This is a genomic window from Congregibacter variabilis, from assembly GCF_045689235.1.
GTDB lineage: Bacteria > Pseudomonadota > Gammaproteobacteria > Pseudomonadales > Halieaceae > Congregibacter > Congregibacter variabilis.
Genome location: NZ_CP136864.1, coordinates 1,438,239 through 1,463,345, shown reverse-complemented (window position 1 = coordinate 1,463,345; position 25,107 = coordinate 1,438,239). Strand labels below are relative to the sequence as shown.

General features: G+C 53.5%; 20 protein-coding genes. 7 read left to right on the top strand and 13 right to left on the bottom strand.

The features are described 5' to 3' along the window. Position 1 precedes the first annotated feature (1 nt). The 6 genes from R0135_RS06425 to R0135_RS06400 form a co-directional block, all read right to left on the bottom strand. Positions 2–1,462 carry a sensor histidine kinase gene (locus R0135_RS06425; RefSeq protein WP_407349427.1) on the bottom strand — a complete coding sequence of 487 codons (1,461 nt, stop codon included), beginning with the start codon at positions 1,460–1,462 and terminating at the stop codon, positions 2–4. Between the two features lie 2 nt (positions 1,463–1,464). Beyond that, positions 1,465–2,202, bottom strand: coding sequence for a response regulator (locus R0135_RS06420; protein ID WP_407349426.1), 738 nt, complete (start codon positions 2,200–2,202; stop codon positions 1,465–1,467). Positions 2,203–2,278: 76 nt separating this feature from the next. Next, positions 2,279–2,992, bottom strand: a complete 714-nt coding sequence (locus R0135_RS06415) for a spondin domain-containing protein (protein ID WP_407349425.1) — start codon at positions 2,990–2,992, stop codon at positions 2,279–2,281. A 14-nt stretch (positions 2,993–3,006) separates the two neighbouring features. Then, positions 3,007–3,708 (bottom strand): spondin domain-containing protein, encoded by a 702-nt coding sequence (locus R0135_RS06410; RefSeq protein ID WP_407349424.1) that lies wholly within the window; start codon positions 3,706–3,708, stop codon positions 3,007–3,009. A 113-nt stretch (positions 3,709–3,821) separates the two neighbouring features. Beyond that, positions 3,822–5,123, bottom strand: coding sequence for an aminotransferase class V-fold PLP-dependent enzyme (locus R0135_RS06405; protein ID WP_407349423.1), 1,302 nt, complete (start codon positions 5,121–5,123; stop codon positions 3,822–3,824). A 75-nt stretch (positions 5,124–5,198) separates the two neighbouring features. Then, positions 5,199–6,623 carry a M24 family metallopeptidase gene (locus R0135_RS06400; RefSeq protein WP_407349422.1) on the bottom strand — a complete coding sequence of 475 codons (1,425 nt, stop codon included), beginning with the start codon at positions 6,621–6,623 and terminating at the stop codon, positions 5,199–5,201. Between the two features lie 165 nt (positions 6,624–6,788). On the opposite strand from R0135_RS06400, the gene R0135_RS06395 reads away from it, so the two are divergent. Further along, a complete protein-coding gene (locus R0135_RS06395; protein WP_407349421.1) occupies positions 6,789–9,908 on the top strand; it encodes a WD40/YVTN/BNR-like repeat-containing protein in 3,120 nt (1,039 codons plus the stop codon). 25 nt (positions 9,909–9,933) lie between these two features. On the opposite strand, the gene R0135_RS06390 is transcribed toward R0135_RS06395, so the two are convergent. Both R0135_RS06390 and R0135_RS06385 read right to left on the bottom strand, forming a co-directional pair. Then, entirely contained in the window at positions 9,934–10,575 is a 642-nt protein-coding gene (locus R0135_RS06390; RefSeq protein ID WP_407349420.1) for a lysoplasmalogenase, read from the bottom strand. Continuing rightward, the gene (locus R0135_RS06385) at positions 10,576–11,217 is read right to left on the bottom strand and encodes a LysE family translocator (RefSeq protein WP_407349419.1); all 642 of its coding nucleotides are present in this window, start codon (positions 11,215–11,217) and stop codon (positions 10,576–10,578) included. It abuts the gene before it with no gap. Between the two features lie 99 nt (positions 11,218–11,316). Between R0135_RS06385 and R0135_RS06380 the strand changes: the two genes are divergently transcribed. From R0135_RS06380 to R0135_RS06365, 4 genes are all read left to right on the top strand, one after another. After that, positions 11,317–11,820, top strand: coding sequence for a lactoylglutathione lyase family protein (locus tag R0135_RS06380; RefSeq protein ID WP_407349418.1), 504 nt, complete (start codon positions 11,317–11,319; stop codon positions 11,818–11,820). Positions 11,821–12,208: 388 nt separating this feature from the next. Beyond that, the gene (locus R0135_RS06375) at positions 12,209–13,489 is read left to right on the top strand and encodes an NAD(P)/FAD-dependent oxidoreductase (protein ID WP_407349417.1); all 1,281 of its coding nucleotides are present in this window, start codon (positions 12,209–12,211) and stop codon (positions 13,487–13,489) included. Positions 13,490–13,505: 16 nt separating this feature from the next. Next, entirely contained in the window at positions 13,506–13,823 is a 318-nt protein-coding gene (locus tag R0135_RS06370; RefSeq protein WP_407349416.1) for a TusE/DsrC/DsvC family sulfur relay protein, read from the top strand. Positions 13,824–13,836: 13 nt separating this feature from the next. Then, a complete protein-coding gene (locus R0135_RS06365; RefSeq protein ID WP_407349415.1) occupies positions 13,837–14,304 on the top strand; it encodes a DsrE/DsrF/DrsH-like family protein in 468 nt (155 codons plus the stop codon). 7 nt (positions 14,305–14,311) lie between these two features. On the opposite strand, the gene R0135_RS06360 is transcribed toward R0135_RS06365, so the two are convergent. From R0135_RS06360 to R0135_RS06340, 5 genes are all read right to left on the bottom strand, one after another. After that, positions 14,312–14,752 carry a hypothetical protein gene (locus tag R0135_RS06360; RefSeq protein ID WP_407349414.1) on the bottom strand — a complete coding sequence of 147 codons (441 nt, stop codon included), beginning with the start codon at positions 14,750–14,752 and terminating at the stop codon, positions 14,312–14,314. A 273-nt stretch (positions 14,753–15,025) separates the two neighbouring features. Next, positions 15,026–17,542 carry an ABC transporter permease gene (locus R0135_RS06355; RefSeq protein ID WP_407349413.1) on the bottom strand — a complete coding sequence of 839 codons (2,517 nt, stop codon included), beginning with the start codon at positions 17,540–17,542 and terminating at the stop codon, positions 15,026–15,028. Positions 17,543–17,566: 24 nt separating this feature from the next. Further along, positions 17,567–20,056 carry an FtsX-like permease family protein gene (locus R0135_RS06350; protein ID WP_407349412.1) on the bottom strand — a complete coding sequence of 830 codons (2,490 nt, stop codon included), beginning with the start codon at positions 20,054–20,056 and terminating at the stop codon, positions 17,567–17,569. A 24-nt stretch (positions 20,057–20,080) separates the two neighbouring features. Beyond that, positions 20,081–20,764 (bottom strand): ABC transporter ATP-binding protein, encoded by a 684-nt coding sequence (locus R0135_RS06345; protein WP_407349411.1) that lies wholly within the window; start codon positions 20,762–20,764, stop codon positions 20,081–20,083. Positions 20,765–20,798: 34 nt separating this feature from the next. Beyond that, on the bottom strand, positions 20,799–22,142 hold the full coding sequence (locus R0135_RS06340; protein ID WP_407349410.1) for an efflux RND transporter periplasmic adaptor subunit: 1,344 nt from the start codon (positions 22,140–22,142) through the stop codon (positions 20,799–20,801). A 217-nt stretch (positions 22,143–22,359) separates the two neighbouring features. Here R0135_RS06340 and R0135_RS06335 point away from each other — a divergent pair, with 217 nt between their 5' ends. Then, positions 22,360–23,754 (top strand): sigma-54-dependent transcriptional regulator, encoded by a 1,395-nt coding sequence (locus R0135_RS06335; RefSeq protein ID WP_407349409.1) that lies wholly within the window; start codon positions 22,360–22,362, stop codon positions 23,752–23,754. Next, positions 23,714–25,096: a sensor histidine kinase gene (locus R0135_RS06330; RefSeq protein ID WP_407349408.1), complete on the top strand. Its 1,383-nt coding sequence runs from the start codon at positions 23,714–23,716 to the stop codon at positions 25,094–25,096. Before R0135_RS06335 ends, R0135_RS06330 begins: the two co-directional genes overlap by 41 nt. Positions 25,097–25,107: the final 11 nt, after the last annotated feature.

Genomic DNA, 25,107 nt, shown 5'->3' with positions numbered 1-25,107 from the left:
CTTAGCCGGGCTGCGGAAGCCAGAAGCTAAATTGCGCTCCGTGGTTGCTCTCGCTACGCACAGCGATCTGTGATCGGTGCAACTCCACTATGCGTTTGACGATCGCTAGTCCCAAGCCGTTGCCCAGGGTGGGAGACTCCGTGTTTGGTTTGTAAAAGCGCTCAAAAATATGCGGTATGTCTTTTGCCAGAATTCCTTCGCCAGTGTCGGCAACTTCTACGCGAACCTGGCTTTCGTCGTGACTCACCCGCACGGTGATCGAGCCGCCTTTGGGGGTGTGCTTGAGCGCATTTTGTATGAGGTTATCCAGCACGCGGTGGATCATGGCAATGTCTGCGCATACGCGAATACCTTGCTTAGAACTCTCGGCGCTGAGGCTAATGTCCTTCTCTTGTGCCGCTATTTCGTGATCGTGGATGATGTCCTGGATGAGCTCCATCACCGGGAAGTTCTCCCAGTCTGGCTCGACATTGCCAGATTCAAGTGTAGACAGTTCAAAAAGTTCACCAATTAGCTCATTGAGTCTTATGCAGTGCTTGTGGGCAGTTCGTATGTAGTCTTTTTGAATGTCTGGATCGAGCTCTTTGAGCAAAACAGTTTCCAGATAGCCCTGAACCGAACTTACCGGCGTGCGAAGGTCATGGGAAACGTTGGCAATGAGTTCTCGACGGTTTAGGTCAATCTCGCGCTGCGCATTGAACTGTTGCTCGATGCGCTCGCTCATTTCACTGATTGCGGAGCCAAGTACGTCGATCTCATCCTGCGGTAGATGCCGCGTGTCGAGATTTATGGTCCCCTGGTAGCTCCCTTCTCGATACTCACGAACGGAACGGCCCAGTCGCTGCAGGCGTCGGGTGAGAAAGAAAAACAAAACGAAGCCGCCGATGGTGGCGCAAACTAGTGCAGCTATGATGGTGATGACGCCGGTCTTTAAATTGTAACTACCCGCGAGGGACTGCTGAATTCCCTCGTAGTCGCTGCCGTTAAGTACGGTGTACAAGTATGCTGCGGGTTCCCCGGAGACATCCAGCACCGGTGACACCGAGAAAGTTTTCTTTGCTGTTTTGCTACGCGGGTCGTCGCCAAAAATGGGTAGCTTACTGGGGTCATTTATAAAATCGCGAAGCGGCTGCATATCCACACGATTGCGTAGCACTGTGCCCTCGGGGAGCGCATGGGATAAGACCTGACCGCTGGTATCGAGGAGATAGACCTCTACGATCGGGTTGATAAACATTACGTGGTGGGCCAACTCCTTAAGCGCGGCTTCGTTCACCCCATTAGGACCTAGCAACGGCATATCCTCCGCTGCGTGCAGTGCGATGTTTTGGTTAACCCGTTGGGTGGTCTCCAGTGCGTAGAGTTCACTGGTTCTGGTGCTGATGGTAATCAGTACGCTGCCGACAACAATAAACAATAGACCGGTGGCAAGCGCCAAGCGAACATACAGTCGTCTAAACATAATCAATGGCTCACCTGAAAACGGTAGCCCACACCCCAGACCGTGATTACGTACTGTGGCGAACCGGGGTCAACTTCTATCTTGCCTCTAAGGCGATTGATATGGGTGTTTACCGTATGTTCATAACCGTCGTGGCCATAGCCCCAGACCTCGTCCAACAGCTCTGAGCGGCGAAACACGCGGCCGGGTTGTCGGGCAAAATGTAGAAGAAGATCAAATTCTCGTGAAGTAAGCTCAATCTTGTTGTTGTGCAAGCTAACGCTGTGGCTTCGATTGCAGATGGTAAATGGGCCGAGACTAATAGAGTCGTCGGGCGCGCTTTCTTGCTGATGTCCTTGCTGTTGGCTCATTGCCGCGCGTCGTAGCAGGGCTTTGACCCGTGCCGTGAGTTCCAAAGGGCTGAAGGGTTTGGTGAGATAGTCATCAGCACCGAGTTCGAGTCCCAGTACACGGTCGAGCTCGGTAGATTTTGCGGTGAGCATGAGAATTGGCGTTTGATTACCTTGCTCACGTAGCTGCCGACACAGCTCTAGGCCGCTCAGCCCGGGCAGGCGCAGATCAAGAATCAGTAGATCCCAGTTCTCGGAGCATGCAAGCTTCAGTGCGTCATCGCCTCGAGAGCTGTGATGAAACTGTATATTAAGATCTTCAAGGTGCAGGCTCACCAGCCGCGCAATGTCCGCATCGTCTTCTACTAAAAGAATACGTGGCGATGCGGCGTTGCTATTAGATTCTGACATCTGCGGTCCGGGTTCTCGACGAAACAAAACCTTTAGAGGAGCTGCATCCGCACGAGTTCCCGGATTATTTTGCATGCTATTGAGTGCGCCGAATCATTACCCGTGCGACGGGGTTGTCAAAACGATGGGTCTGGTTAAGAACCGACGTGTTTAAGCCGTCATCGACGGTAACTACCCCGCCATGCATTGTTACCTGATCCGCCACATCGTTGCGATCGGCATTGAAGCCTTCGCCGCCGTCTGCAGGGCCGGGAATCGTGCCCGCGGCTTCATCGTTCGCCTCCGTACCTGAGTCGTAGGCCACGGTACTAAAAGCGAGTGTGTCACCAACGGCTAAGCCAGAAACGTCAATACCGTTAAGCGCGGTGATGGCATCGTTGGTATTCACCAGCATACTTGCTAGCGAAAGCAGAGTTGCGTTGGTGTCATCGCTATCGAGCTCCAAGGTAAGTGTGGTGGTGGCGCCAGGCCCCAGAGGAGCTTCACCGCTGATTGTTGCGCGCGCGTCGATCTCGGCAAGCAGTTCGCTGTTGTCACCGGACTCTGCGAGCATTTCCAGACCTTGTGATGCCGCTTGCCCTACGGTGAACAAGCGCTGGTCTGCACCATGGGCAAGCACCGCAATGGGAGACAGAGGCTGAGCGTTGCTTAGATTCACTACTGTGACCTCGAAGCTTGCGCTAGCGGGTGTCGTTGGTTCCGGTGTCGGCGGGGGCGGTGCGGTAGATGTTCCGCTATCACCGCAGGCGACCAGGACACAGGCTAAGAGTGGGACTGTTAAGTGCTTCATGGCGTGGCCTCCTCTTAGTTGACGGTTATGACGACGCGAACCACCGGGTTTAGCCAGCGATGTACTGTGTTATCAATGTCGCTGTTGCCTCCGCTGAGATTGTCATCACCCAAGACGTTGCGGTGGATATGGACAAAGCCCTCCGCCATTGCGGCGATCCCCGTGCCTCCGCTTCCGCTGGCGGCCAGTACCGGCGGCGGTGCGGGATAACCCGGTTCACCGGGAGCGCCACTGCCGACGATTTCGTCGTTGGCCTCGGTGCCCGAGTCGTAGGCATTGACGCTAAAGACGTAGCGTCCAGGCTCGCTGGGAATCTCTATTGCGTTGAGGCCCATAAATCCATCGTTGCTTGGAAGAATCATGGCGACAATCGAAAGTCGGGTGTTATCCGGTGCATCGTCAGTGTTGAGAGCGGCGCTGGTTCGTTGCCCGGGGGCGAGCAGGCCCGATGCGGGATTAGCAACTACCGTTGCGTTAAGGGCTTCGACGTCTGCAATAAGCGGGGCGATGTCGCCACCTTCAGCCATGGCCTGAATGCTGGCGCTGGCGGGCTCACCGGTGGTAAACAAACTGGCATTCGCCGCGTGTGCAGCGACCAGAAAGGGAGTGAAGTAACTCCCTCGAGTAAGATTGATGATTTCTACGTCAAATTGCGCGGCACCTGCCGGTGCTATCGCACTGGCAAAAAGGGCAAGGGAGGCGAGGGTTCTTTTCATCGGGGCATCTCCGGAGTTGTGTGGAGTGCCCAGTGTTTACTAACACCTATGTTCCAGTTATCACAAAAGTCTCACAATTTAATGACTTGTTTGTGGCGGTGTTTAGGCTTAATTCAGGCGCGCAGCTGCCTCATGGCAGACGTGAGCGACGCAATTTCTTGTGAGCTGCTAAACACCTGTGGTGTGATTCGTACGCAGTGACCACTGGCTAATCCCTTACGGACCACAGTGAATATGCCGAACTCATTCTCCAGGCGTTGCTGCAGGTCTTTGGCATCGCTTGGGCTGCTTTTACCCGCTAGGCGAAACGCTCCCATGCCTGTCCAGGAGGCTTCATCGGCGCCACCGAGAACCTCGATGTGAGGCATATCCTGCGCTTCGTTGGTCCATAAGCGGCGCAGGTGTCGCAGTCGAGCTTCTTTATTGGCTGCGCCAATAGCCTGGTGAAACTCCAATGCGGCGGGAATTGCCAAGATGGACGCGAAGTTTGCCGTTCCGGTATGAATACGTGTGGCTGCTTTGCTGTTGTCAGGGTCGGTTTCGCCTGGGTAGGGCGCAACTTTCTCCAGGGTGCCTCTGCGCATGTACAACACGCCGAGTCCCACGGGGCTTCCGATCCATTTGTGCAGATTAAATCCTGCCCAGTCCACCCCCAGGTCGCCGATTTTGTAGTCCAAAAGTCCCCAGGACTGCGCACTATCGCAAATCACATCGATGCCCCGTTGCCGCGCTTCGGCGGTGATTGCCGCAACAGGAATTACCAGCCCATGCTGATTACTCACGTGGGTGAGCAGCATGAGTTTGAGATTGGGGTTGGCGTCAAAGGCCTGTCTATAAAGATCGAGAATATCCTTCTGCGTGGCTCGTGAAGGCAGGCTGATCACTCGAGCCTGCACTCCCCGCGATTCTTCCAGCCAATGCATGGTGGTTTTGAACTGCGGGTAATCCACGTCGGCATAAAGCACCGCGTCGCCCTTATTCAGTCCCTGGTACTGTCGAATAAGGTTGTGGATCGCTTCGGAGGCGTTGCGCGTGACTACTATCTCATCTTCATGGGCACCTAAGGCTTCGGCGATGACGTTTACCGCCCGCTTCGCATCGGCTGCGTAGCCTTTACGTCCATAGTATGAGTTTTGCGCGTTCACCATACGCGTAGCCTCGACATAGGCTTGCTGCACGGGTTTGGCCATCTTGCCCCAGTACCCGTGCTCAAGATTCACAATGCCTTCGGTACGATCGTAATATCCCGCGACCTCCCGCCAGAAGTCCTCGTTCTTTGCCAGTGCTGCGGCATTTTGTCCTGCAGGAGGGGCAGGCATCGAAGAACGCTGAGCCGCTTGCAGCCCCAAGGCCGGTACCGCCGCTGCGCCGGCGGCAAGTGCGGCCAGCACCTGCCTGCGATTAAGATTTGCCATGCTTCGATGCGCTCCCGCTATTTTGCTAATAGTTGCTTGATTGTTACTTGATAGATTTGGTGAAAACCACGTCTCTTAGCGAATCAGATAAAAGGACTCCTGGCGCCCCAGAATCCATTCCCAGCCATCCTTTGTAAGGAGCGCGTCTTCTTCCATGGAAAACTTCACCGCTTGGTTGTCCCACTCCGGCACAGGGTGAACGACATTAAGCTCTACCGAGTGCCAGGTGTTGGCCTTGAATGTCATGTCTCCTCGCACGGGAACGCCGCCCTGGTAGTCCGTCATCCCCAGAGGAACGCCGGCTGCATGGCCGTGATAACCAATGGAGTGCCAGTAGACCGTGGCATCCAGGCCTTCTTTTTTGGCTTTGGCCAGCGATGCAGCCAAGGCGTCGTTACCCGTGCGTCCCACTTGGGATTCGGCGCGGGTAATGTCCTGTAGGCGCATGGATGCCCGAAGCCCTGCCTGTAGTCCTGCGGGGGGCTCCACTTCGCCGGCGCGCAAAACATAGGCGTTGTGCTGGGTGTCGGTAGCAAAGCCCAGATATTGGATACCAAAGTCGGTCCATAGCATGTCACCACGCTGAATAATGGCATCACCGCTAAAACGCCCTTCGACCCCTTTGCGCTGAATGCCCACTGAGGGATGGAACCACCCACCAAGCCCATATTCTGCAACTTGCTGGCGCATCCACCAACGCACGTCATCGGCGGTGGTAACACCGGGCACAATGACTTCGTTCGAAAACGCCCGGCCAATCACTGAATGGGCAACGCGCATTATGTGTCGGTAGGCATCGGTTTCTTCTGGGAGACGTGTCTCAAGCCAGCCCACTACAAGCTTCTCGGCACTGACGATACGATCGGTGTAACCCTCCAGTGCGGCATAGAGCGCGTCGCGCTGCACGGCGGTGAGGCCGTCCGCATGGTTCCAACGCTCGGACATGTTGATGCCGATTTTGCGGGGATTGCGTTCTTCGACCAGTGCTCGCAGTCCTTCGAATTGTTTTTCGTTGTGCGTCGGCACGACGGTGTAGAGGTTCTGATAGTTGAAGCGCCCCACTGACAGTGCCTCGACACCAAGCTCTTCGCCACGGTCGTGAAAAACCAAAATAGTGCGGCGGCGAGAGGAGTAGGTCTCAAAAGGCGCTAGTGAGCGAAACACAGGATCATCGTTGTACTCCCGAGAGATGATGACCCACATGTCGATGCCTTCACGGCGCATGATCTGTGGGAGGATAGTTTTAAAACGGGTGTCCAGCCAGCCGCGCACCATCTTTGACTGCTCGCGGTGGGTAAGGACGCGCTCCTGCGGTACAAACGATGAGCTCATAGGCACAAGATAAGGGCGCTCGGCGAGGTGCTGTGAATCTTGTGACTGAGCCAATATTGGCATGGCAAGTAGTGTCGCTGCGGATACCGCTGCGCATATGCTGCGGGTCGCGCGCGCCAAAGTAGTCTTGATAGAAGGGCGAGGCCAGAGTTTGTTCAATAGAGTCATCAGCTGCTTTCCACATCAGTTTGTAGAGGAGCCCCAAAGTGTATACGAGTATTGCTCGTTGACTTAAATATCGACGCTGGTTTTTTTGTTAAAGCACTTGGCTTTGTGAGCTACAACTGCTCTGTGATAGCGTGGGGCTTTCTGCTACGTCAGTAAGCCATCGCTATGAAAAAACTACTACCGCTATTGCTCTTTGTTGTTGCTACCGCCTTCCTTCCATACAAGGCGGCTGCGCAGGAGGCCAAGTTTGATCAGTCCGTTGTTAAGGGGATGGAGTGGCGAAATATCGGCCCTAATCGTGGCGGGCGATCTCTGGGGATATCCGGTAGTCCCGGTAGAAAAAACGAATACTACTTTGGCGCGGTCGGCGGTGGCCTTTGGAAGACTACCGATGGCGGTCTTAACTGGAAGCCCGTAACAGACGGGCAACTCACGAGCTCCTCGGTGGGGGCTGTTGCGGTGGCCGAAACTAATCCCGATGTGGTTTACATCGGTACCGGCGAGACCCAGCTGCGCGGCAATATCATGCAAGGCGATGGTGTCTACAAATCCATTGATGCGGGTGAGACCTGGGAGAACGTTGGGCTTCGCGACACTCAGGCTATTGCCAGAATTCGCGTACATCCCACTGATCCCGATGTACTGTTCGTGGCAGCCCTTGGACATCCTTACGGTCGTAATAAAGAACGGGGTGTTTTTCGTAGCCAAGATGGCGGCGTAACTTGGGACAAGGTTCTTTACGTCAGTGACAAAGCCGGTGCGGCAGATCTCATTATTGATCGCAAAAATCCCGACACTCTCTATGCATCGATTTGGGAGGTATATCGCACACCCTGGAAGATGTGGGGCGGTGGCGGAAAAAGCGGTCTTTGGAAGTCTACTGACGGTGGTGATACCTGGGCTGAGCTTACCAATAATCCAGGCATGGCCGAAAAGCCCGTGGGCAAAATTGGTATTACTGTGTCGCCGGTAAATTCGGATCGACTCTGGGCGGTGGTTGAATCTGCAGACGGCGGGGTGTTTCGCTCGGACGATGCGGGCGATACCTGGACTTTGGTCAACAGCGACCGGAAATTACGTCAGAGAGCGTTTTACTACAGCCGAATCTACGCTGATCCCAAAGACGAAGACACTGTATATGCGCTTAACACCGGGTTTTACAAATCGACCGATGGTGGTGAAACCTTTGATATAACCATCAAGGTTCCCCACGGTGACAATCACGATCTTTGGATTGATCCCAGCAACCCCCTGCGCATGGCTAACTCCAATGATGGCGGCGGCAACGTGTCCATCAACGGTGGTGAATCCTGGACTGACCAAAACTTTCCCACCTCACAGCTTTACCACATCATGGTTACCAGGGACTTTCCTTACCACGTATGCGGTGCCCAGCAGGACAACTCTACGCTGTGTGTTCCCAGCGAAGGTTGGGATTTTAAGCAGGCGAGGGGGCCTTCCTCTGAGTACTACTATCCGGCCGGTGGCGGTGAGAGCGGTTACATAGCCCAGCACCCCGAAAAACTGGATTGGTTTTATGCCGGCAGTCAGGGCGCTCTTTTGACAAAGTTCAATCGTGCGACGGGCTACCTACGTGATGTGCAGGTGTATCCGCGGTTCTTCTCTGGTGAGCCTGCCAGTGCGCTGCCAGAGAGATGGCAGTGGACGTTTCCCATTGTGTTCTCGCCGGTGGATTCCAAGCGTTTATACACAAGCTCGCAGCACGTTTGGGTTAGCGAAGACGAAGGTCAAAGCTGGTCAAAGATCAGCCCGGATCTGACCTACGCGGACCCTAAAACTATGGGCGAAACCGGCGGCGTCATTACTAACGATATGAATGGCCCGGAGATCTACGCCACGGTGTTTGCTCTGGTGCCATCGCAGCATGATGTGAACACGCTCTGGGCAGGGTCTGACGATGGTCTGATGCACATTACCCGCAATCACGGTGAGTCCTGGGAAAACATTACCCCTCCGGATCTGCCCAAGCATTCGCGCATCAGCATCATTGATGAGTCCTGCCATAAGCCGGGCACGGCGTACATCGCGGTTAAGCGCTACCAGATGGATGATCGCAAGCCGTATATCTGGAAGACCTCGAACTACGGTAAGTCCTGGATCAAGATCGTATCGGGTATCCGCGACGACGACTTTATTCATACTGTCCGCGAAGATCTTGTGAAACCGGGTCTGCTATTTGCCGGAGGGGAGCATGCCGTTTATACGTCCTTTGATGACGGTGAGAACTGGCATTCACTGCAACTCAATATGCCGGACACGCAGATCGCTGACTTACAGGTGACGGACAAAGATCTGGTGGCCGGTACACACGGGCGTTCTATTTACATCCTCGATGACATAGCGCCATTGCGGGAATACTCTTCAGAGATAGCGAGCAAGGCTTTTCATTTGTTTGACCCTTTGTATGCCGTGCGCCGTGTATCGGAAGCATCGATTCAGTACTACTTGTCTGAAGAAGTCGGCGAAGTTCAGATTTCTATTATCGATAGCCAGGGCCGAGTCATCATTGAAAAGACTGGCACAGAGGCGGACCCAGAGGAGATCGATGACCCCTATGCACAGTGGTACGGGGCATTACCCCTTGAGCCGACCACGGCCAAAGGGCTAAACGTATGGTCCTGGAATAATCGGTACGCGGGTGCCGCGGATTTTGAAGGCATGATTATCTGGTCCGCGCGGCCGCAGCTCGGGCCCATTGCACCGCCGGGAGAGTACACCGTCAAAATGACGGTGAACGGCGATACGCAGACCAAGACCTTCATGCTCAAGGCCGATCCACGGTTTGATGTGCCTGATGCGCACATTCAGGAGCAGTTCGAATTTACCGTAAAGGTCAGGGACGCTGTGGATGCCGCCAACAGGGCGGTGATTCGTATTCGAAGCCTTAAACGCCAGATTGATGATCAACTGAATGACGACGGGGTGTCTGCATCAAGATCTCTGCTTCGCGTTACGGACGGTTTTAAAGAGAAGCTAAGCGGCGTAGAGCAGGCCCTGTATCAGGTCAAAAACGTGAGTGGTCAGGATCCGCTGAATTTCCCCATCAGACTCAACAACCGTTTGGCTTATTTACAAAAAAGTGCAGAAAGTGGTGATGGTCTGCCCACGCAAGGTCAGATTGATGTTTATGAGTTGCTCAAGGGCGAGCTAGACGATCATCTGAATACATTGGATAAGCTTGTTGCCAGTGATCTATCCAAGCTTAACAAGACGCTCACAAAGGACGGATTGCAAGCCGTCGCAGATAGTGACCCCGGCATGTGAGTCATTCGGTGTGACTGGCCCTGGTTCAGATCAAGCTGGCACTCCAAGCGAGTGTCAGCTGTGAACCGAAGTACAGGGGTATTCCCCAAATGCGATTTGAGAATCCTGGGCTTACGAACTGGTTTCGCGCAACCGATAGGTCAGAGATGGCGAAGCCCCAAGCTCCCAGAATTATCCATGCACCGAGGCTTGTCCCCCAAGACAGGCTTGCGGTTAGCAGCATGACGCAGATAACCACGACATAGCTCAGTACAGGTAGTTTCATGTTTGATGGAACGTGTGGCCATAGCCAACGTAGGCTTAGGATTCCCAAGGCCGCAACAGGAAAGAGGCTTAAGAGCACAGCCGACTGGTTAAAAGGTAATTGGAGAAATGCCACTGCGTACAGTAAATGGCCCAGCAGAAAGCTGCCCAATCCTGCGATGAAGGTTTTATCGCTAGATGGGATCAGCAAAATGTCGCCAAACAGACAGAGAACCAAGCCACCCAGTAGGAGTAAGCCGTAAAAGGAGCCAAGGGCGCCTGCCTGCAATGCCAGAGCGACAAAACACAGGGATGCGAATGGTTTAAACAACCACTCCAGCTGCGGCGCTCGCCGATCACTGATCAACATGGCAGCGACTGCAAGGGTGGCCGCCAAGATTATGTAGACGGGTAGTGTGCTCAACTAGGAAGCCGCTTTGTTAAATGCTGAGCGAAGCAGTCCAAAACCGCCCAAAGCGAATACAGCGGCGGCACCCGCATTAATTTGACGTGTTGTTTCTTTGTACCAAGCCATGACGCCGGCTTGAGAAAATAAAAAAGAGTACATCGCATTCGTTATAAAGCCCACTGTGACGCACACGCTGACTCCCGCCACTAGGGATGCTGTGCCATCAGCGGAGCGCAGTCCTACAGTAAGTGCGGCCATCCAGGCGAGTACGGACTTCGGATTTGATACATTTAATATGAGTCCCCGAAAGAACCATCCCAGATACGACGGAGCGTTTTCGTTTGACTGCAGAGTGTCTGTCTCAGGGTAAACGGCATCACGTCCGGCACTGTAGGCGAGAACTAAGAGATAACCGCCGCCAAACAACTTAAGAGCGGTCAAAATGTAGATCGAACTTTGCAATGCCACACCTAAGCCCGTTGCGGCCACAATCCCCCAAAACAGCAGTCCCGCTGACAGGCCCGCACCGTACATGAGACTGGCGTCTCGGCCTTGACTCATGGCAATGGCGGCGTTCGATACCGTCGCAGGCCCAGGCGAGGCGGCCATCACAAAGAACACTAAAGCGATACTGAGAAGAGACAGGAGATCAATCATGACGTGATGTTCCGAGTTTTCATGTTGTTTTAGTGGCGTGAATTTTACGTCCTTTACGGACGCCTGTAACCTTGGCTCGACTTTCAAAGGAAAGAAGATATGAGCAACAACGTTTATCCAAGAAACTTCTCGCACATCGGTATTTCCGTGCCGGATCTCAAGCAGGCCGTTGAGTTCTACACTCAGGTGATGGGTTGGTATCTCATCATGGCTCCTACGGAGATCACCGAGGACGACAGCCCCATCGGAGAAATGTGTACCGACGTATTCGGAGCAGGCTGGGGGAGCTTTCAAATCGCACATCTATCGACTGGCGATAAAATTGGCGTGGAGATCTTTCAGTTCAATAATCAGGTTAATCCCGAAGACAATTTCGAATACTGGAAGACAGGGGTCTTTCACTTCTGTGTTCAGGATCCCGATGTAGAGGGATTGGCGGAGCGAATTGTTGAAGCCGGTGGTAAGAAGCGCATGAAAAAGCCGCGCTACTACTACCCGGGCGAAAAGCCTTATCGAATGATTTACATGGAAGATCCTTTTGGAAACATTCTTGAAATATACAGCCACAGCTATGAACTGACTTATAGCGATGGCGCTTACTGAGTCACGCCCTTTGACGAAAGTGTCACTCGGGGGTGCGACGTAACGGTTGCATCACCACTGCGATAGCACCAAGTAACTCGTCTTTAAAGATCAGCGCGGCCTAACTGGTGGCGGTGGAGCAACTCCACCGCGAGGTTACTGGCCAGCTTTAACACGCCTGGAATTAGCCGCCACGGACTCTGCTTATAGCAGCGTTGTGTTATGGGATACACACGTTTGGCTTTCTGTTGCTCACTTGACGCAAATCAACGGTATAGCGCTGCGAACTGGGTAGTCTCAGAGGCATAAGACTAGGTGCGGACTTGAGCTATGCCAAGGCAGCTCGGTGACTGCGTCTGGTAACTGGCCAAAGGTTGATTGAGCCGCGAAGTTCCTGAGGGATATCGTCATGAAAAAAATAGTCATTCTGGGTGCGGGAACAGCGGGGACCATCATGGCCAACCGTTTACGCAAAACCTACAAAAAGCAGATTCGCCAAGGTGACATGGGCGTTACTGTGGTCGATCAAAACGATAATCATATCTACCAGCCCGGCCTGCTGTTTGTTCCTTTTGGCATGTACCAACCTAAAGATATCGTGCGTTCCCGCAAGCACTATTTGCCCGATGATGTTGATTATGTGCAAAGCGAGATACAGCGTGTTGAAGCATCAGAAGACAAGGTGTACCTGGGTGATGGGCAAACACTGGACTATGACGTTCTTATTGTGGCCACCGGAGCCCAGTTGGTACCGGAAGAGACTGAGGGTCTGCTGGGCGAGGGTTGGCGCGACAAGGTCTTCGATTTTTACACCATGGAGGGCGCCACAGCGCTGTCCGAAAAAATGGCCAACTTCAAAGAGGGCAAGCTGGTCGTAAATTTTGTGGACCTGCCCATCAAGTGCCCGGTGGCGCCTCTAGAGTTTATATTTCTGGCTGATAGCTTCTTCAGGCGGCGCGGCGTTCGCGAAAAGATAGAGCTGACGCTGGTTACCTCCTTAGATCATTGTTTTACCCGTCCAGTGGCCGCCAAGGAATTTGGCTCCGTGTTGGACGACAAGGGCATTCACCTGGTAACTGATTTTGCCACGGGCAGCGTCGACGGTGCTGCGGGCAAGCTCACCTCCTGGGACGAGCGGGAGATAGAGTTTGATCTTCTGATATCGATTCCCCTCCATGGAGGCGCCAGTTTTGTGGCAGCCTCACCTGGCTTGGGCGATGAGCTTAATTTTGTAAAAACCCATAAGGCTACGCTACAGGCGGAGTGCAAAGAAAATATCTTTGCCTTGGGTGATGCCACGAACGTGCCCACGTCCAAAGCCGGTTCTGTGGCGCATTTTCAGTCTGAGTCACTCATTGACAACATCGTGCGCTTTATCGATGGCAAGCCTCTGGAGGAGAGCTTTGATGGGCATACCAACTGCTTTATCGAGACGGGGTTCGATAAAGCCATGCTGATAGATTTTAACTACGAGGTGGAGCCGCTTCCCGGGACCTTTCCTCTGGCCGGAATCGGACCCATGCAGCTACTCAAAGAGACCCGACTCAACCACTGGGGAAAACTCATGTTCAAGTGGATCTACTGGAACATGCTTTTACGGGGAAGAGATCTACCAATGGTGTCCAGCCAAATGAGCATGAAGGGCAAGAGACAACCGGTCACTAGCGACGACACGGCCAAAGCGGCCTGATCAGGAGATAAGAATCGTGCCAGTACTACAGGTCAACGGAAAAGAAGTTCAGGTCAATGACGAAGGCTTTCTGACGGATCACGAGCAGTGGGATGAGTCTGTGGCGCTGCACATTGCCCAAAGCCATGGAATCGACGAGCTGACGGATCGGCATATGCAGGTCGTGAATTTTATGCGCGATCGCTACATTGAGGAGGGGACTGCGCCCACGATACGTTCCCTGGGTAAGTTGTCGGGAGTGGCTATCAAGGAGCTTTACCAGCTGTTTCCCAAGGGCCCCGCAAAACTCGCCGCCAAGATCGGTGGTATTCCCAAACCACGAGGCTGCATTTAACAGGGGTAAGATCATGTCTGAAGCTATTGAAAAAGTCTCTATTGTCATTTCTAAAGGATCGCTGGAAGGTATTTACCCCGGCTTGATTATGGCCAACGGGGCGCGAATGGAGGGTATTGAGGCGAACCTGTTCTTTACCTTCTTTGGCCTTGATGCCGTGCACAAGAAGCGCCACGACAACATTAAGGTCGCTACCGTGGGTAATCCCGGGTTGCACATGGCCACCATGCTCGGCAGCTTGCCCGGCGTCTCGGCTTTAGTAACTCATTTTATGATGAAGGAAATGGATAAGCTGGACATACCGCCGATTCCCGAGTTTCTGGAGATGATCGGTGACTCTGGTGCAGGGATTTACGGCTGTAAGGCATCTGTCGATATGTTTCATCTGAGTGAGGATGATTTTGTTGATCAGATGACTGGCGTTATTACCGTAGGAGAGTTCTACGAAATGGCTGCCGGTGGGCAGATCATTTTTACCTAAAGACTTGTCAGCGGTCAGCTGGCGTTGCCAAGGCATGCCGCTGCCGCAAAACCAGATAGCACCAGACACTGATCATCACTGCGAGATAAACAGCGACAGCCATCGCAGCCATGTTGAGCTCAGAGCCAACTTTGCTGCTGTCCCGAACCTTGATAGAAAGCAGTAGCGTCAGGTAGGCCATCAAAGTTGATGCCGATAGTATGCATGTTGCGTATGCCCAAATTCGTCCCTGCCACAACCACCTTAGACAGGTCAGACTCACAAGCCCCGGTAGCGCCATCAAAAGACCGGTAGTTATCAGCGATACGAGGCGGTAGTCCAACTCTGCGTCATTCCCCAGTGCGACCGAGATAATTCCATAGAGGTGACCGCCGCCCATCAACAGCATCAGCGGCCCAAGGAGTGCGGCCGTCAGCGTGGCGAATCTAACAGGCCATGTTTGGGTCATTCGAATATTCCCGCCGGTGACAATTCTGTGCGCATCCAAAGTAAGATAGCGCAAAGTCCCACGGCGGTGAAAGAGTCAGCAGCGGCAGCGGATTAAGGAATTATGAGCGAACACATACTAAAAATTTCGGATGACTTCTGGAGCATTCGCGGCGACTTTAAAATCGGCTGCATGAGGACAAGTTTGGGTGAAGTGATCGCGGCGCAGTTTATTCTACGCCGCATGGTCAGGTAGCTGGGATCTGTGCATCGTCGCTCATGTACTTCTTGAGTCTTATTCGTATCTAAGAGCGTCAATAGGATTGGCGCGAGCGACCCTGACAGCCCTACCAGCCACGGTAAGCCATGCGATCATGAGCGACAGTAGGGCAGCGGCACAGCAGGCCAAAAATACGTATCCGTTTCCAAGACGGTATTCGAAACCCTCAAGCCAGCCTGCGACCACAACCCAGGCAATAGGCCAGGCAATCAAATTTGCGATGAGCACCGGATGTGAAAACTGCCAGACCAACAAGCCCACTATGTCGCGAACTCGGGCGCCGAGTACTTTGCGTATACCGATCTCCTTGGTGCGCCGCTCCGCTGTGAACGAGGCCAGGCCGTAGAGACCCAGGGAAGCGACTACCCCTGCTAATACAGCAAAGGCGGCTAGGAGGCTGGCCTGTCGTTTTTCATCATCGTATTGCGATTTGACCATACCCTCGAGGAACTCATAGCTGATGGGGGTCATTGGCGCCACTTCCCCCCATACTTTCTCTACGGCTTGGCGCAGATCATGGCTGTTTGCACTATCGCTGTAGCTTATGGTGGCCTCTGCAAAGCGATTGGGTTGATTGATAAAGATGCTTGAGCGGATGCCGAACTTTAAAGAGCGGAAGTACACATCGCTGGCGACTCCGATAATGCTTATGTCATGTGTACCCGCACCAAATAAGTCGGCGCGGAGCACCTTGCCTAGCGCCTCCTGCGGTGAACTAAAGCCCAGTCGCCGAAGTGCTGACTCATTGATTACCGCACTAGCGACAGCGATGCTATCGCTCTCTTCCCCGTTAGCGGTTGCCACTTCATCGGACAGACTTTCGCGATTGAACTCCCGTCCAGCGAGCAGTGTCATATCATATGCCTGAAAGAAGTCTTTGCCGACGCTGTAGTAATTCAGGACCAATTCCTCTCCGGCGGAGGAGGTGGCCGCCCCATCAATCAGTTGGAATACCGTGTTGTTTTCATTGTCCTGGCTAGGCACCTCCGATGAAAAAACAACGCTTTTTACGCCGGGTATACGCTCGAGCTGGGTGGCGAGAGTCTTCCGTTGTTCACTCACTCCCGAGGTGCCTATGCGATGCAACACCAGCTTGTTAGAGACGCTAAAGCCCGTGTCCATGTTCTGAGCAAATTGGGTTTGGGCAAAGATCACAGCAGTGCATATGCCGAGACCGATTGATACAGAGAACTGGAAAACTACCAGCAAACTACGCACCAGTCGGGAGCCTGGTTGGTCAGCCGATTGGTTGGCGCGGAGAATTCGGGCAGGCATGTAGCGCGAGAGGTAGATAGCTGGATAGCTGCCGGAGATGAGACCGAGAGCCAGTGTGGTCGCCAGCAGCACCAGCATTAGTGGAAGTTCGCCTGCGAGGGAAAACTCAAGAGTTCGTCCGATAGCTGAATTGTAGAGTGGCAGGCAGAGTTCCACCGCCACCATGGCTAGAAGCATTGCCAGGAAGGCTACCGCGACCGCTTCGCCCAGAAATTGAAATCCCAGTTGCTTTCGTGAGGCTCCTAACACTTTGCGCAAAGCAACTTCCCGCGCCCGCTGAGATGCACGAGCGGTGGAGAGGTTCATAAAGTTGATTGCAGCAAGCAATAGGACCAAGAGCGTAATACCAATAAACGCGTAGATCATGCGTTGATTACCAAGGCTTCGCATATCGCCCATGGTCCCCGCATCGTCTGCTGCCTTAAGATAAATCTCGCTGATAGGCATGACGTTGGGCTGAAAAACATCAGTCGGAGACGTGCCTTCCTCGAAGTAGTCGCGAAGCGGACTCTCGAGATCCAGCCATCTCCAGATTCGCTCTTTAAGCTCATGGGCCTCAACCTGAGGCTGCAGTTTGAAATAGGTATAGGTGTTGACGCTGGTCCATGTCGCGAGGAGATTAGGCGCAAAATCGAACATGCTCTCCTCCATCTGTACCAGCATGTTGATGTCGAGATGTGATGTGCGGGGAAGGTCTTCAATAACGCCGGTAATGCTGACCTCGATAGGTTCGTTATTCATGCAGCAGAGGGTCATCACCTCGCCAATCACGTCAATCCGGCCAAAGTACTTCATAGCAGTTGTGGAGGTGATTACCAGATCGCTTGGACTGTTAAAGGCCGTTGAGGGGTCGCCATAGACCCAGGGGAGCGCGAATACATCAAAGAAGCTGGGGTCAGCGAATACCACTGACTCGCTAAACACCTTGTCGCCAACAGTGACGGTAGGCTCTAACGTTAGCAGCCTAACCCCGGACTCCACCAGATCGGGCGCGTAGCTCTTCAGTGCCTTCATCATTCGGCCGGCGGATCGCACGGTTAGAAGCGGCGGCGCGTCCTTGGGTCTGTAAGCCGAGTGTAGACGGACTATTCGGTCGGCATTAGGCAGGTGCTTGTCGTGAGAGAGTTCTTCCCGCACAAAGAGCATTATCAGGAGGCAGCTCGCCAGTGCTATCGCCAAGCCGAAGATATTGATAAACGAGAACAGCGGGTTACCGATGATCTGACGCCAAGCTGTGATTACGTAGTTCTGGAACATATCTATGTCCTTGATTCGATAATGCTATTCATAACGTAGGGCCTGAATGGGGTTACGCCTTGCTACGCGAGCAGCGTTACCACCGACGGTCATCCAGGAAATCAGGAGGGCAATAAGCCCCGCAGCGATGCACAGTGGCGCGAGTACCCAATAGTCGAGACGATAGGGGAAGCCTTGCAGCCAGGTCACCATGCTCCAGATCGCTATCGGCCAGGCAATTGCATTGGCTAATATGATCGGCTTGGAAAATTGCCAGAGAAGAAGCCCCACAATGTTGGGTACGCTCGCACCGAGAACCCGGCGGATCCCTATTTCTTTGGTTCGCCGTTCAGCGGTAAAGCTGGCCAGGCCGTACAGGCCGAGGCAGGCGATGATCACCGCGAGTGCAGAGAACGTGCCAAGCATCGTTGCAGTGTTGCGCTCTTGAGTGAACGCATTCAATGCCACCTCGTCACTGTGTTCATAGGTCAAGGGGACATCTGGGAACATTGCTGTCCACTTGTTTTCCAGGCTACTCGCGAGGGTTCTCGGGTCACCGGAAAACCGGATCAAGATGGAACGCCCGGGCCGTCTCGCGATATGGTACAGCTCTGGGCGAACAATACTTCTGATCGACACGAGGTGCATGTCTTTGACTACGCCCACGACCGTAAAGAGTCCTTCTTTGTCCTCCTCGCCTAGATTCATCAGGACTGTGCGGCCCACCGCGTCCTGTGGTGTACCAAAACCCAGTCGGCGCACGGCGGTTTCATTTATTAGAAGGTTGCCTCTGGCCTGTTCGCCTTCGGCAAGGGTCTCGGTGTTAGGGAATTGGTCCAGCGCGTAGTCCCGATTAAAGTCTCTGCCGGCGGCTAGCTCCGCTTCCATCGTAGAGAAAAATTCATAGTCGGTTCTTACAACACCGATCAAAATATTGCCGGCTTCGGGACTTTCCGGGATTCGCACTGAAAGGTTGTTTTCGCTTTCAGAGAAGGGTTTTTCGGAAGCGATGCTGACGCGTTCGACTCCAGGCAGCATCTTCAGCTCCTGCAGCAAGGAATCCTGTTGATTCGCAACGCCCGGGCGTTCGGCCCCGGAAATAGCCAGGAGTTGTTCCTTGCGAAAGCCTGTGTCCATTGAAGTTGCATAAATCATTTGGGCATAAACTGTTGCCGTAGCGATGATCAGCGCGATTGAGACGGTGAATTGAAGGACCACTAGTGCGTTGCGTAAGCTTGCTGAACCTTCGGATTCAGCTGACTTGTTGGCCTTAAGTACACGTGCGGGCTGGAAACGTGATAGCACGAGCGCCGGATAGATGCCTCCGACAACCCCGATGGCGATGACCAAAAGAGCAAGTACCCCCACCGTAAACCCATCGGTGTAGGAGAGGATTAGCTCCTTGCCGAGAAAGTTTGAATACAAAGGTAGTAACAACTCCGCCAGAACGACCCCAAGCAGCAGACCGATTAGCGCAAGTAGAACTGACTCGCCGAGAAATTGAACGATCAGTTGCGACCGTTGTGCTCCCATCACTTTACGCAGCGCGACTTCGCGAGCGCGTTGCGTTGATCTGGATGTCGCCAGGTTCATAAAGTTAATACAGGCGATAAGCAGCGTCAGCCCGGCAACTACTGCAAAAATACTCACGGTTCTTTTGTTGCCTGTGGGCTTCATTTCCCCGAAGCCCGCAGGATTAAGCTGGATATCCGTAATCGCCTGGGCGCTGATTTTTATTAGGTCAGATGCAGTCAGACCATCCTCGGCGAGAGAGCCCTCCGACATTGGGATACTCTGATCGACGAAGGCGTCCATGCGCTGCCTAATTGAGTCGATTGATGCACTCTCGGCGAGCTGGAAAAAGACGTTATTGTTAATGGAGAACCAATGATCGAACAGATAGGGCTGTCCGCTCCAGTCGGATTCGTCAATCATGGCGAGTGCTTGAAATTTCAATACGGTGTTGTGCGGTAGGTCTTCAAAAACTGCGCCGATCCGGAAGTCGCGGTTGATATCGTCCAGGACGACGTTGACTACTCGGTCTATAGCGTCAGTTGTACCAAAATGTTTTTTTGCAAAACTCGTATCCACCGCGAGGCTGGCGTTATCGTTGAGCGTTAGACCAAGATCCCCGGCGATCACCTTCAGGTCAAACATCTCTGCGGTCGCTGGATCAGTCCAGTGAACCTCTTCGGTAAACGCATTGCCTTGATACTTGATGACGGGGATCATGCCCGAAAAACGTGTCACGTCCTTAATGTCCTGACTGAAGTAGCTCTCAAGGGCTCCTTTGATTGGGCCTGCAGCGACGACGGTCGCCATTGGCTCTCTTCCGGGGATATTTAGAGTTGTATTGATTCGAAACAGGCTCTCGGAATTCTCCCATTGCTCGTCATAGGAAAGTTCGTCCCTTACAAATAGTGAAATCAACAAGCAGGCCGCAAGACCGACTGCCAGCCCGACAACGTTGATAGTGCTGTAGAGCGGGTTTTTGATGATGTTTCGAAGCGCTACGCGCAGGTAGTTTTTGAACATCCGGGTGGCCTCCTTGGGTCAGCCTTAACCTACGGCCCGCAGGTTTTCGGTTAGCACATGACCATCCAGTAGATTAACAATGCGGCGCGCATAGTCGGAGTGCGAGGGACTGTGGGTAACCATCACGATCGTGGTGCCGTCCTGATTGAGTTTCTGCAGCATTTCCATTACTTCTTGCCCATGAGCACTATCCAGGTTGCCCGTCGGCTCGTCGGCGAGGATGAGTGGTTGTTCGCCGACCACCGCGCGCGCAACCGCAACTCGCTGTTGTTGACCGCCCGACAGCTGGCTTGGCATGTGCCGCGCCCGATGAGCTACACCAACTCGATCCATCACTGCAGCCACGCGATCACGACGCTCGGCCGCAGGAATGTCGTGATAGAGAAGCGCTAGTTCAATGTTTTCCTGGACGTTTAGTTCGTCAATCAGATTGAAAGACTGGAAGATAAAGCCAATGTTTTTCTTGCGAATATTGCTTAGCTGGCTTTCGTTGTAACCCGCAACGTTTTCTCCTGCGAAAAGATAGTCACCAGACGAGGGTGAATCCAACATACCGATGACGTTTAAGAGCGTCGATTTGCCGCAGCCAGAGGGCCCCATGATGGCGACAAATTCCCCGGCATTTATTTCGATGTTCACCTCGTTCAGTGCGATCGTTTCTACTTCGTCTGTCTGATAGATCTTCGAAAGATTGTTTAGCTGTAACATGCTCATCGTCCTTTTTCTGGTTTAGGGGAGTCGCTTACTTGGAGCTCGATTCGTCTGCGAGCTTGAGTCGCTGCATATCTGTGTAACTTGTATAGGGGCTTGTAACGACACGCTCGCCGGGTTCAAGGCCTTCGAGGACTTCTATAAAGCGTGAATTCCGACGGCCAAGACGCACGGGGCGACGCAGCGCTTCGCTACCGTCAGTGGTGACCACAAATATCCAGTTACCACCTGTGTCCTGGAAGAAGGCGCCGTTGGGTATGAGCGTCGCTTCTGTCGCGTCGCCCAGCGTTAGCTTTAGCTGCAAGGTTTGCCCGCGACGAATGCCTTCAGGCTCAGCCTCGTCAAACACCAGATCGACATCGAACTGGCCGTTGTTGACCTGCGGATAGATTTTGGAAATCTTCAGGGTATGACGCTCGCCGTCGCGCTCAAAAGAAGCAGCCTGGTCGATTTGTACACGTCCAAGATAAAATTCATCGATGTTGGCGCGCAGTTTGAAATTCTCCGGATCGTCAACCTGTCCTAGTCGACCGCCGTTGCTGATGCTTTGACCCACTTCCACATCCCAGCCAGATAACTTGCCTGCAACTGGAGCGCGGACGTTCAATGAATCGAGGTTTTTACGGGCATACACAACGTTGCGCTCAAGACGATCTGTGTTGTCTCGCATGAACTCCAGTTGCGTCTGCTGCAGTCGCGCATCGGCCTCTTGGCTTTCGAGGGTTACCGCGCGCCGATTCTCGAAATACTCCAGTTCGTCGCGGGCATCATCGAGAGTGCTTTGGGCGGAGACTCCCCGAGCTGCAAGGCCTTCCTGTCGCTCAATAGTTCGCGTCAGGCGTTTAATCTGATAGTTAATTTCGACAAGGTTCCGCTTGTGTTCCAGGCGGTTCTGCTCGAGCTGTAGCTCGATGGTGCGCATGTTATTCAGCTGCTCAGTCGCAAGCGCTTCATTTCTCGTGACGTCGAGTTGCAGGCTGGTATTACTGAGTACTGCAAGAATCTGATTCGCCTCAACGAGGGCACCATCTTCTACCAAACGCTGCTCCACGCGTCCTCCCTCGATGGAGTCGAGGAAAACGGTTCGGCGCGGGGTGACGCTACCTCGGATGGGTATGAAGTCCTCAAATGTACCGCGGGTGACAGAGGAAATATTCACTCGTCCGCTATCCACTTGAAGTGAGCGGCCGTCGGATACGGAGAGCGCGAGCCATGCTACAAACACCATTAGTCCGGCTACGAGGAAGGCCAAGGCGACTTTTTTTACTGGCCACCGACGCCGATCGATTTTCCGGTCCATTCCGGCCCCGGATTTGCCCGTGCTCGAGCCCACTGAAACCGCAGAGAGTGTACTTGGAGGCTTTTGCTGTTCCATTACCTAACCCTTTAAGGTGTTTGCATAGATCTCTGCACATCTCATGCCAAATACATAAGCGACTGTTTTAAATAGGAAAATTAAAATAGGGGCAGATTTCGTTACGCTGTACTGTTCGTAATCGGACAGACGATGTACGATTTCAAACAGTACCGGGCGGTCGGACCTCTACAGATTGCCGCTTGGCCACAATAATTATTTGCGGGACACCGGACCGATGGCCGAGCCTCAGGGAAAGCTTCTGATAGTGGACGACGATGAGGATATTCTCGTCGCAGGACGACTCCTTCTCAGGCGATACTTTGCTGAAGTAATCACATGTTCCCGGCCAGCGGATATTGAATCGCTAATGCAGGAGCATGAGTTTGACGCCATCTTGCTGGATATGAATTTCAGTCCCGGTGAGTCTTCCGGACAGCAGGGCTTTTTTTGGCTGCGACGGATACTGGAGCTTGATGCGCAAGCTGTGGTGGTACTTATTACTGCTCACGGGGGCGTTGATATCGCCGTTGATGCGATGAAGCTTGGAGCTACGGACTTCATCGCCAAGCCCTGGCAAAACGAGAAGGTCGTGGCCACAGTGACGGCCAGTGCCAAGTTGCGTCGGAGTCTGCGAGAGGGAAGGAAGCTTCAGCAGGCCAATCAGGAACTGGCGCAGCTGTCAGCCGTTGCCGGGCAGCCTATGCTGGGAAACTCCAGCGCCATGAGGTCGGTGCATACCCTTATTGAGCGCAGCGCGCCGACCGACGCTAACGTTCTGGTGCTGGGGGAGAATGGCACGGGCAAGGAGCTTGTGGCTCGGGCGCTCCATCAGCACTCCAAGCGATCCGAAAAAATCTTCGTGAGCGTGGATCTTGGCGCAATCGCTGAATCCCTTTTTGAGTCCGAATTATTTGGGCATATGAAGGGCGCGTTTACCGATGCCCGAGATAATCGTATCGGTCGATTTCAGGCGGCAGAGGGTGGGACGCTGTTCCTCGATGAAATTGGTAACTTACCTCTGCACCTTCAAGCAAAGCTCCTAACGGTGCTTGAGCAGCGGCAGGTGACACCAGTAGGTGCGAACAAAGCCGTTGCTATCGATGTGCGCGTCATCGCCGCTACCAATGTGCCGCGCGAAACGTTAGCTGACGAAAACCGTTTTCGCCAAGATTTGCTGTTTAGATTAAATACCGTAGAGATTATGGTTCCACCGCTACGCGAGCGACGTGAGGACATAGCTTTAATTGTCGACTATTACCTAGCAAGCTATGCGAGAAAATACTCAAAGCCTCAGCCGGTCGTTGCGCACGAGGCCATGACGGCAATACTGGCTGATGATTGGCCCGGAAATGTGCGCGCCCTGAGGCACGCTATTGAGCGCGCTGTCATTCTCGCGCCCACCGACGAGTTGAGCGTGCAGGACTTTCATTTACCCTTGAGCAAAACCGCGCGCTCGGAGCCTCACGCTTCGGCTGCCAGTGACAACGAAGACCTCAATCTTACGCGAATGGAAAAGCAGGCTATAGAGCTGGCCCTGCGCAAGCACCAGTTCAATATTAGTCATGCGGCCCGGGAGCTTGGCCTAACCCGTGCAGCGCTTTATCGTCGGATGGAAAAACATGGGATTTAACCGCTTTAGCATACTGCTTGCCCTGCGGCTCGTGCTGATTATGGTGCTATTGCTCAGCTTGCTGTATTTCATTGTTGAGCCAGGCTTTCACGCTGCATCCTTGCTTGTGTTTGGGCTACTGCTGATGCTTTCTTACGAGATTTTTCGCTTCGTGTCTCGCACAAATCAGGAAATCAGTCGATTCCTGGATGCGGCACGTTATGCCGATTTTGGTCAGCGTTTTGAGCTCGGCCCGCTCGGAGCAGGCTTTGACGAACTCGGGTCAAGTTTTGCGAGCATTCTCGAGCGCTTTAGAGAGCAGAGAAAAGGGCAGGAGCGCGAGCTTCGATATCTAAAGGCACTGCTCGAGCATGTCCCTGTGCCGCTGCTGTCGCTGCACGCAGACGGTCGTATCAGTCTTTGGAACAATACAGCTCGGCGTCTCTTTGGTAGTGACCATGTGACTCAGCTTGGAGATCTTGCTAACTACGGCGAGGACTTCGCGGCGCGGGTAGAGGCTGCGGAGCCGGGGAGTCGTTATCTTGCCAATTTTTCGGTGGAGGGTATGGAGAGGCGCATAACCATAGCGGCGAGTCAGATTGTTCTGGAGGGTAAGTCAGAGCGACTGATCAGTTTGCAGGATATCCAGAGTGAGTTAGATGGTAACCAGTTAGAGGCCTGGCAGGATCTGGTGAGGGTATTAACGCATGAGATCATGAACTCGATTACGCCAGTGGCGTCTCTTGCAAAGACATCTGTAGATCTTTTGGATGATGCGGCTAGCAAGGTGACAGATCATCCGGATGTTGTCGCTGAGTTAGCGGATGTGAAGCATGCGGTCGATACAGTCGCACGGCGGTCGGATAGTTTAATGAGTTTTGTGAGTAGCTACCGCCGGTTGACACAAATTCCGGCGCCCCAGAAGAGCGAGTTTGAGGTGTCTGATTTGTTTGAGGCTGTGGCCCGTCTTGCTGATAGTGAGCAGGAAACACCGGGTCTGGATCTCGAGTTTCAGATCGAACCGCAAAATCTGAAGTTGGTAGCGGACCGTGGCATGCTCGAGCAGGTGCTTATCAATATCGTCCAGAATGCCCAGCACGCGCTGCGAGAACGGTCAGGGCCTCGGTTGCTAGTACGAGCAAGGCTCAATCGGCGCCGAAATATCTGTATCGATGTTATCGACAACGGCCCCGGTATATCCGGCGAGCTGAAACGCAAAATATTTGTGCCCTTTTTTACGACAAAGCGTGAAGGTAGCGGCGTTGGTCTGGCACTGAGTCGACAAATCATGATCGCTCACGGCGGATCAATATCTATTGCTGAGGCGGATCCCCAGGGCGCAATGTTTACCCTGACGTTCTAGCTCGAGCCTTC

Bases quoted from the DNA above. Each gene is read 5' to 3' on its own strand.
- R0135_RS06425 (WP_407349427.1), bottom strand. From the start codon at position 1,462: ATGTTTAGACGACTGTATGTTCGCTTGGCGCTTGCCACCGGTCTATTG.
- R0135_RS06420 (WP_407349426.1), bottom strand. From the start codon at position 2,202: ATGTCAGAATCTAATAGCAACGCCGCATCGCCACGTATTCTTTTAGTA.
- R0135_RS06415 (WP_407349425.1), bottom strand. From the start codon at position 2,992: ATGAAGCACTTAACAGTCCCACTCTTAGCCTGTGTCCTGGTCGCCTGC.
- R0135_RS06410 (WP_407349424.1), bottom strand. From the start codon at position 3,708: ATGAAAAGAACCCTCGCCTCCCTTGCCCTTTTTGCCAGTGCGATAGCA.
- R0135_RS06405 (WP_407349423.1), bottom strand. From the start codon at position 5,123: ATGGCAAATCTTAATCGCAGGCAGGTGCTGGCCGCACTTGCCGCCGGC.
- R0135_RS06400 (WP_407349422.1), bottom strand. From the start codon at position 6,623: ATGACTCTATTGAACAAACTCTGGCCTCGCCCTTCTATCAAGACTACT.
- R0135_RS06395 (WP_407349421.1), top strand. From the start codon at position 6,789: ATGAAAAAACTACTACCGCTATTGCTCTTTGTTGTTGCTACCGCCTTC.
- R0135_RS06385 (WP_407349419.1), bottom strand. From the start codon at position 11,217: ATGATTGATCTCCTGTCTCTTCTCAGTATCGCTTTAGTGTTCTTTGTG.
- R0135_RS06380 (WP_407349418.1), top strand. From the start codon at position 11,317: ATGAGCAACAACGTTTATCCAAGAAACTTCTCGCACATCGGTATTTCC.
- R0135_RS06375 (WP_407349417.1), top strand. From the start codon at position 12,209: ATGAAAAAAATAGTCATTCTGGGTGCGGGAACAGCGGGGACCATCATG.
- R0135_RS06365 (WP_407349415.1), top strand. From the start codon at position 13,837: ATGTCTGAAGCTATTGAAAAAGTCTCTATTGTCATTTCTAAAGGATCG.
- R0135_RS06360 (WP_407349414.1), bottom strand. From the start codon at position 14,752: ATGACCCAAACATGGCCTGTTAGATTCGCCACGCTGACGGCCGCACTC.
- R0135_RS06355 (WP_407349413.1), bottom strand. From the start codon at position 17,542: ATGTTCCAGAACTACGTAATCACAGCTTGGCGTCAGATCATCGGTAAC.
- R0135_RS06350 (WP_407349412.1), bottom strand. From the start codon at position 20,056: ATGTTCAAAAACTACCTGCGCGTAGCGCTTCGAAACATCATCAAAAAC.
- R0135_RS06345 (WP_407349411.1), bottom strand. From the start codon at position 20,764: ATGTTACAGCTAAACAATCTTTCGAAGATCTATCAGACAGACGAAGTA.
- R0135_RS06340 (WP_407349410.1), bottom strand. From the start codon at position 22,142: ATGGAACAGCAAAAGCCTCCAAGTACACTCTCTGCGGTTTCAGTGGGC.
- R0135_RS06335 (WP_407349409.1), top strand. From the start codon at position 22,360: ATGGCCGAGCCTCAGGGAAAGCTTCTGATAGTGGACGACGATGAGGAT.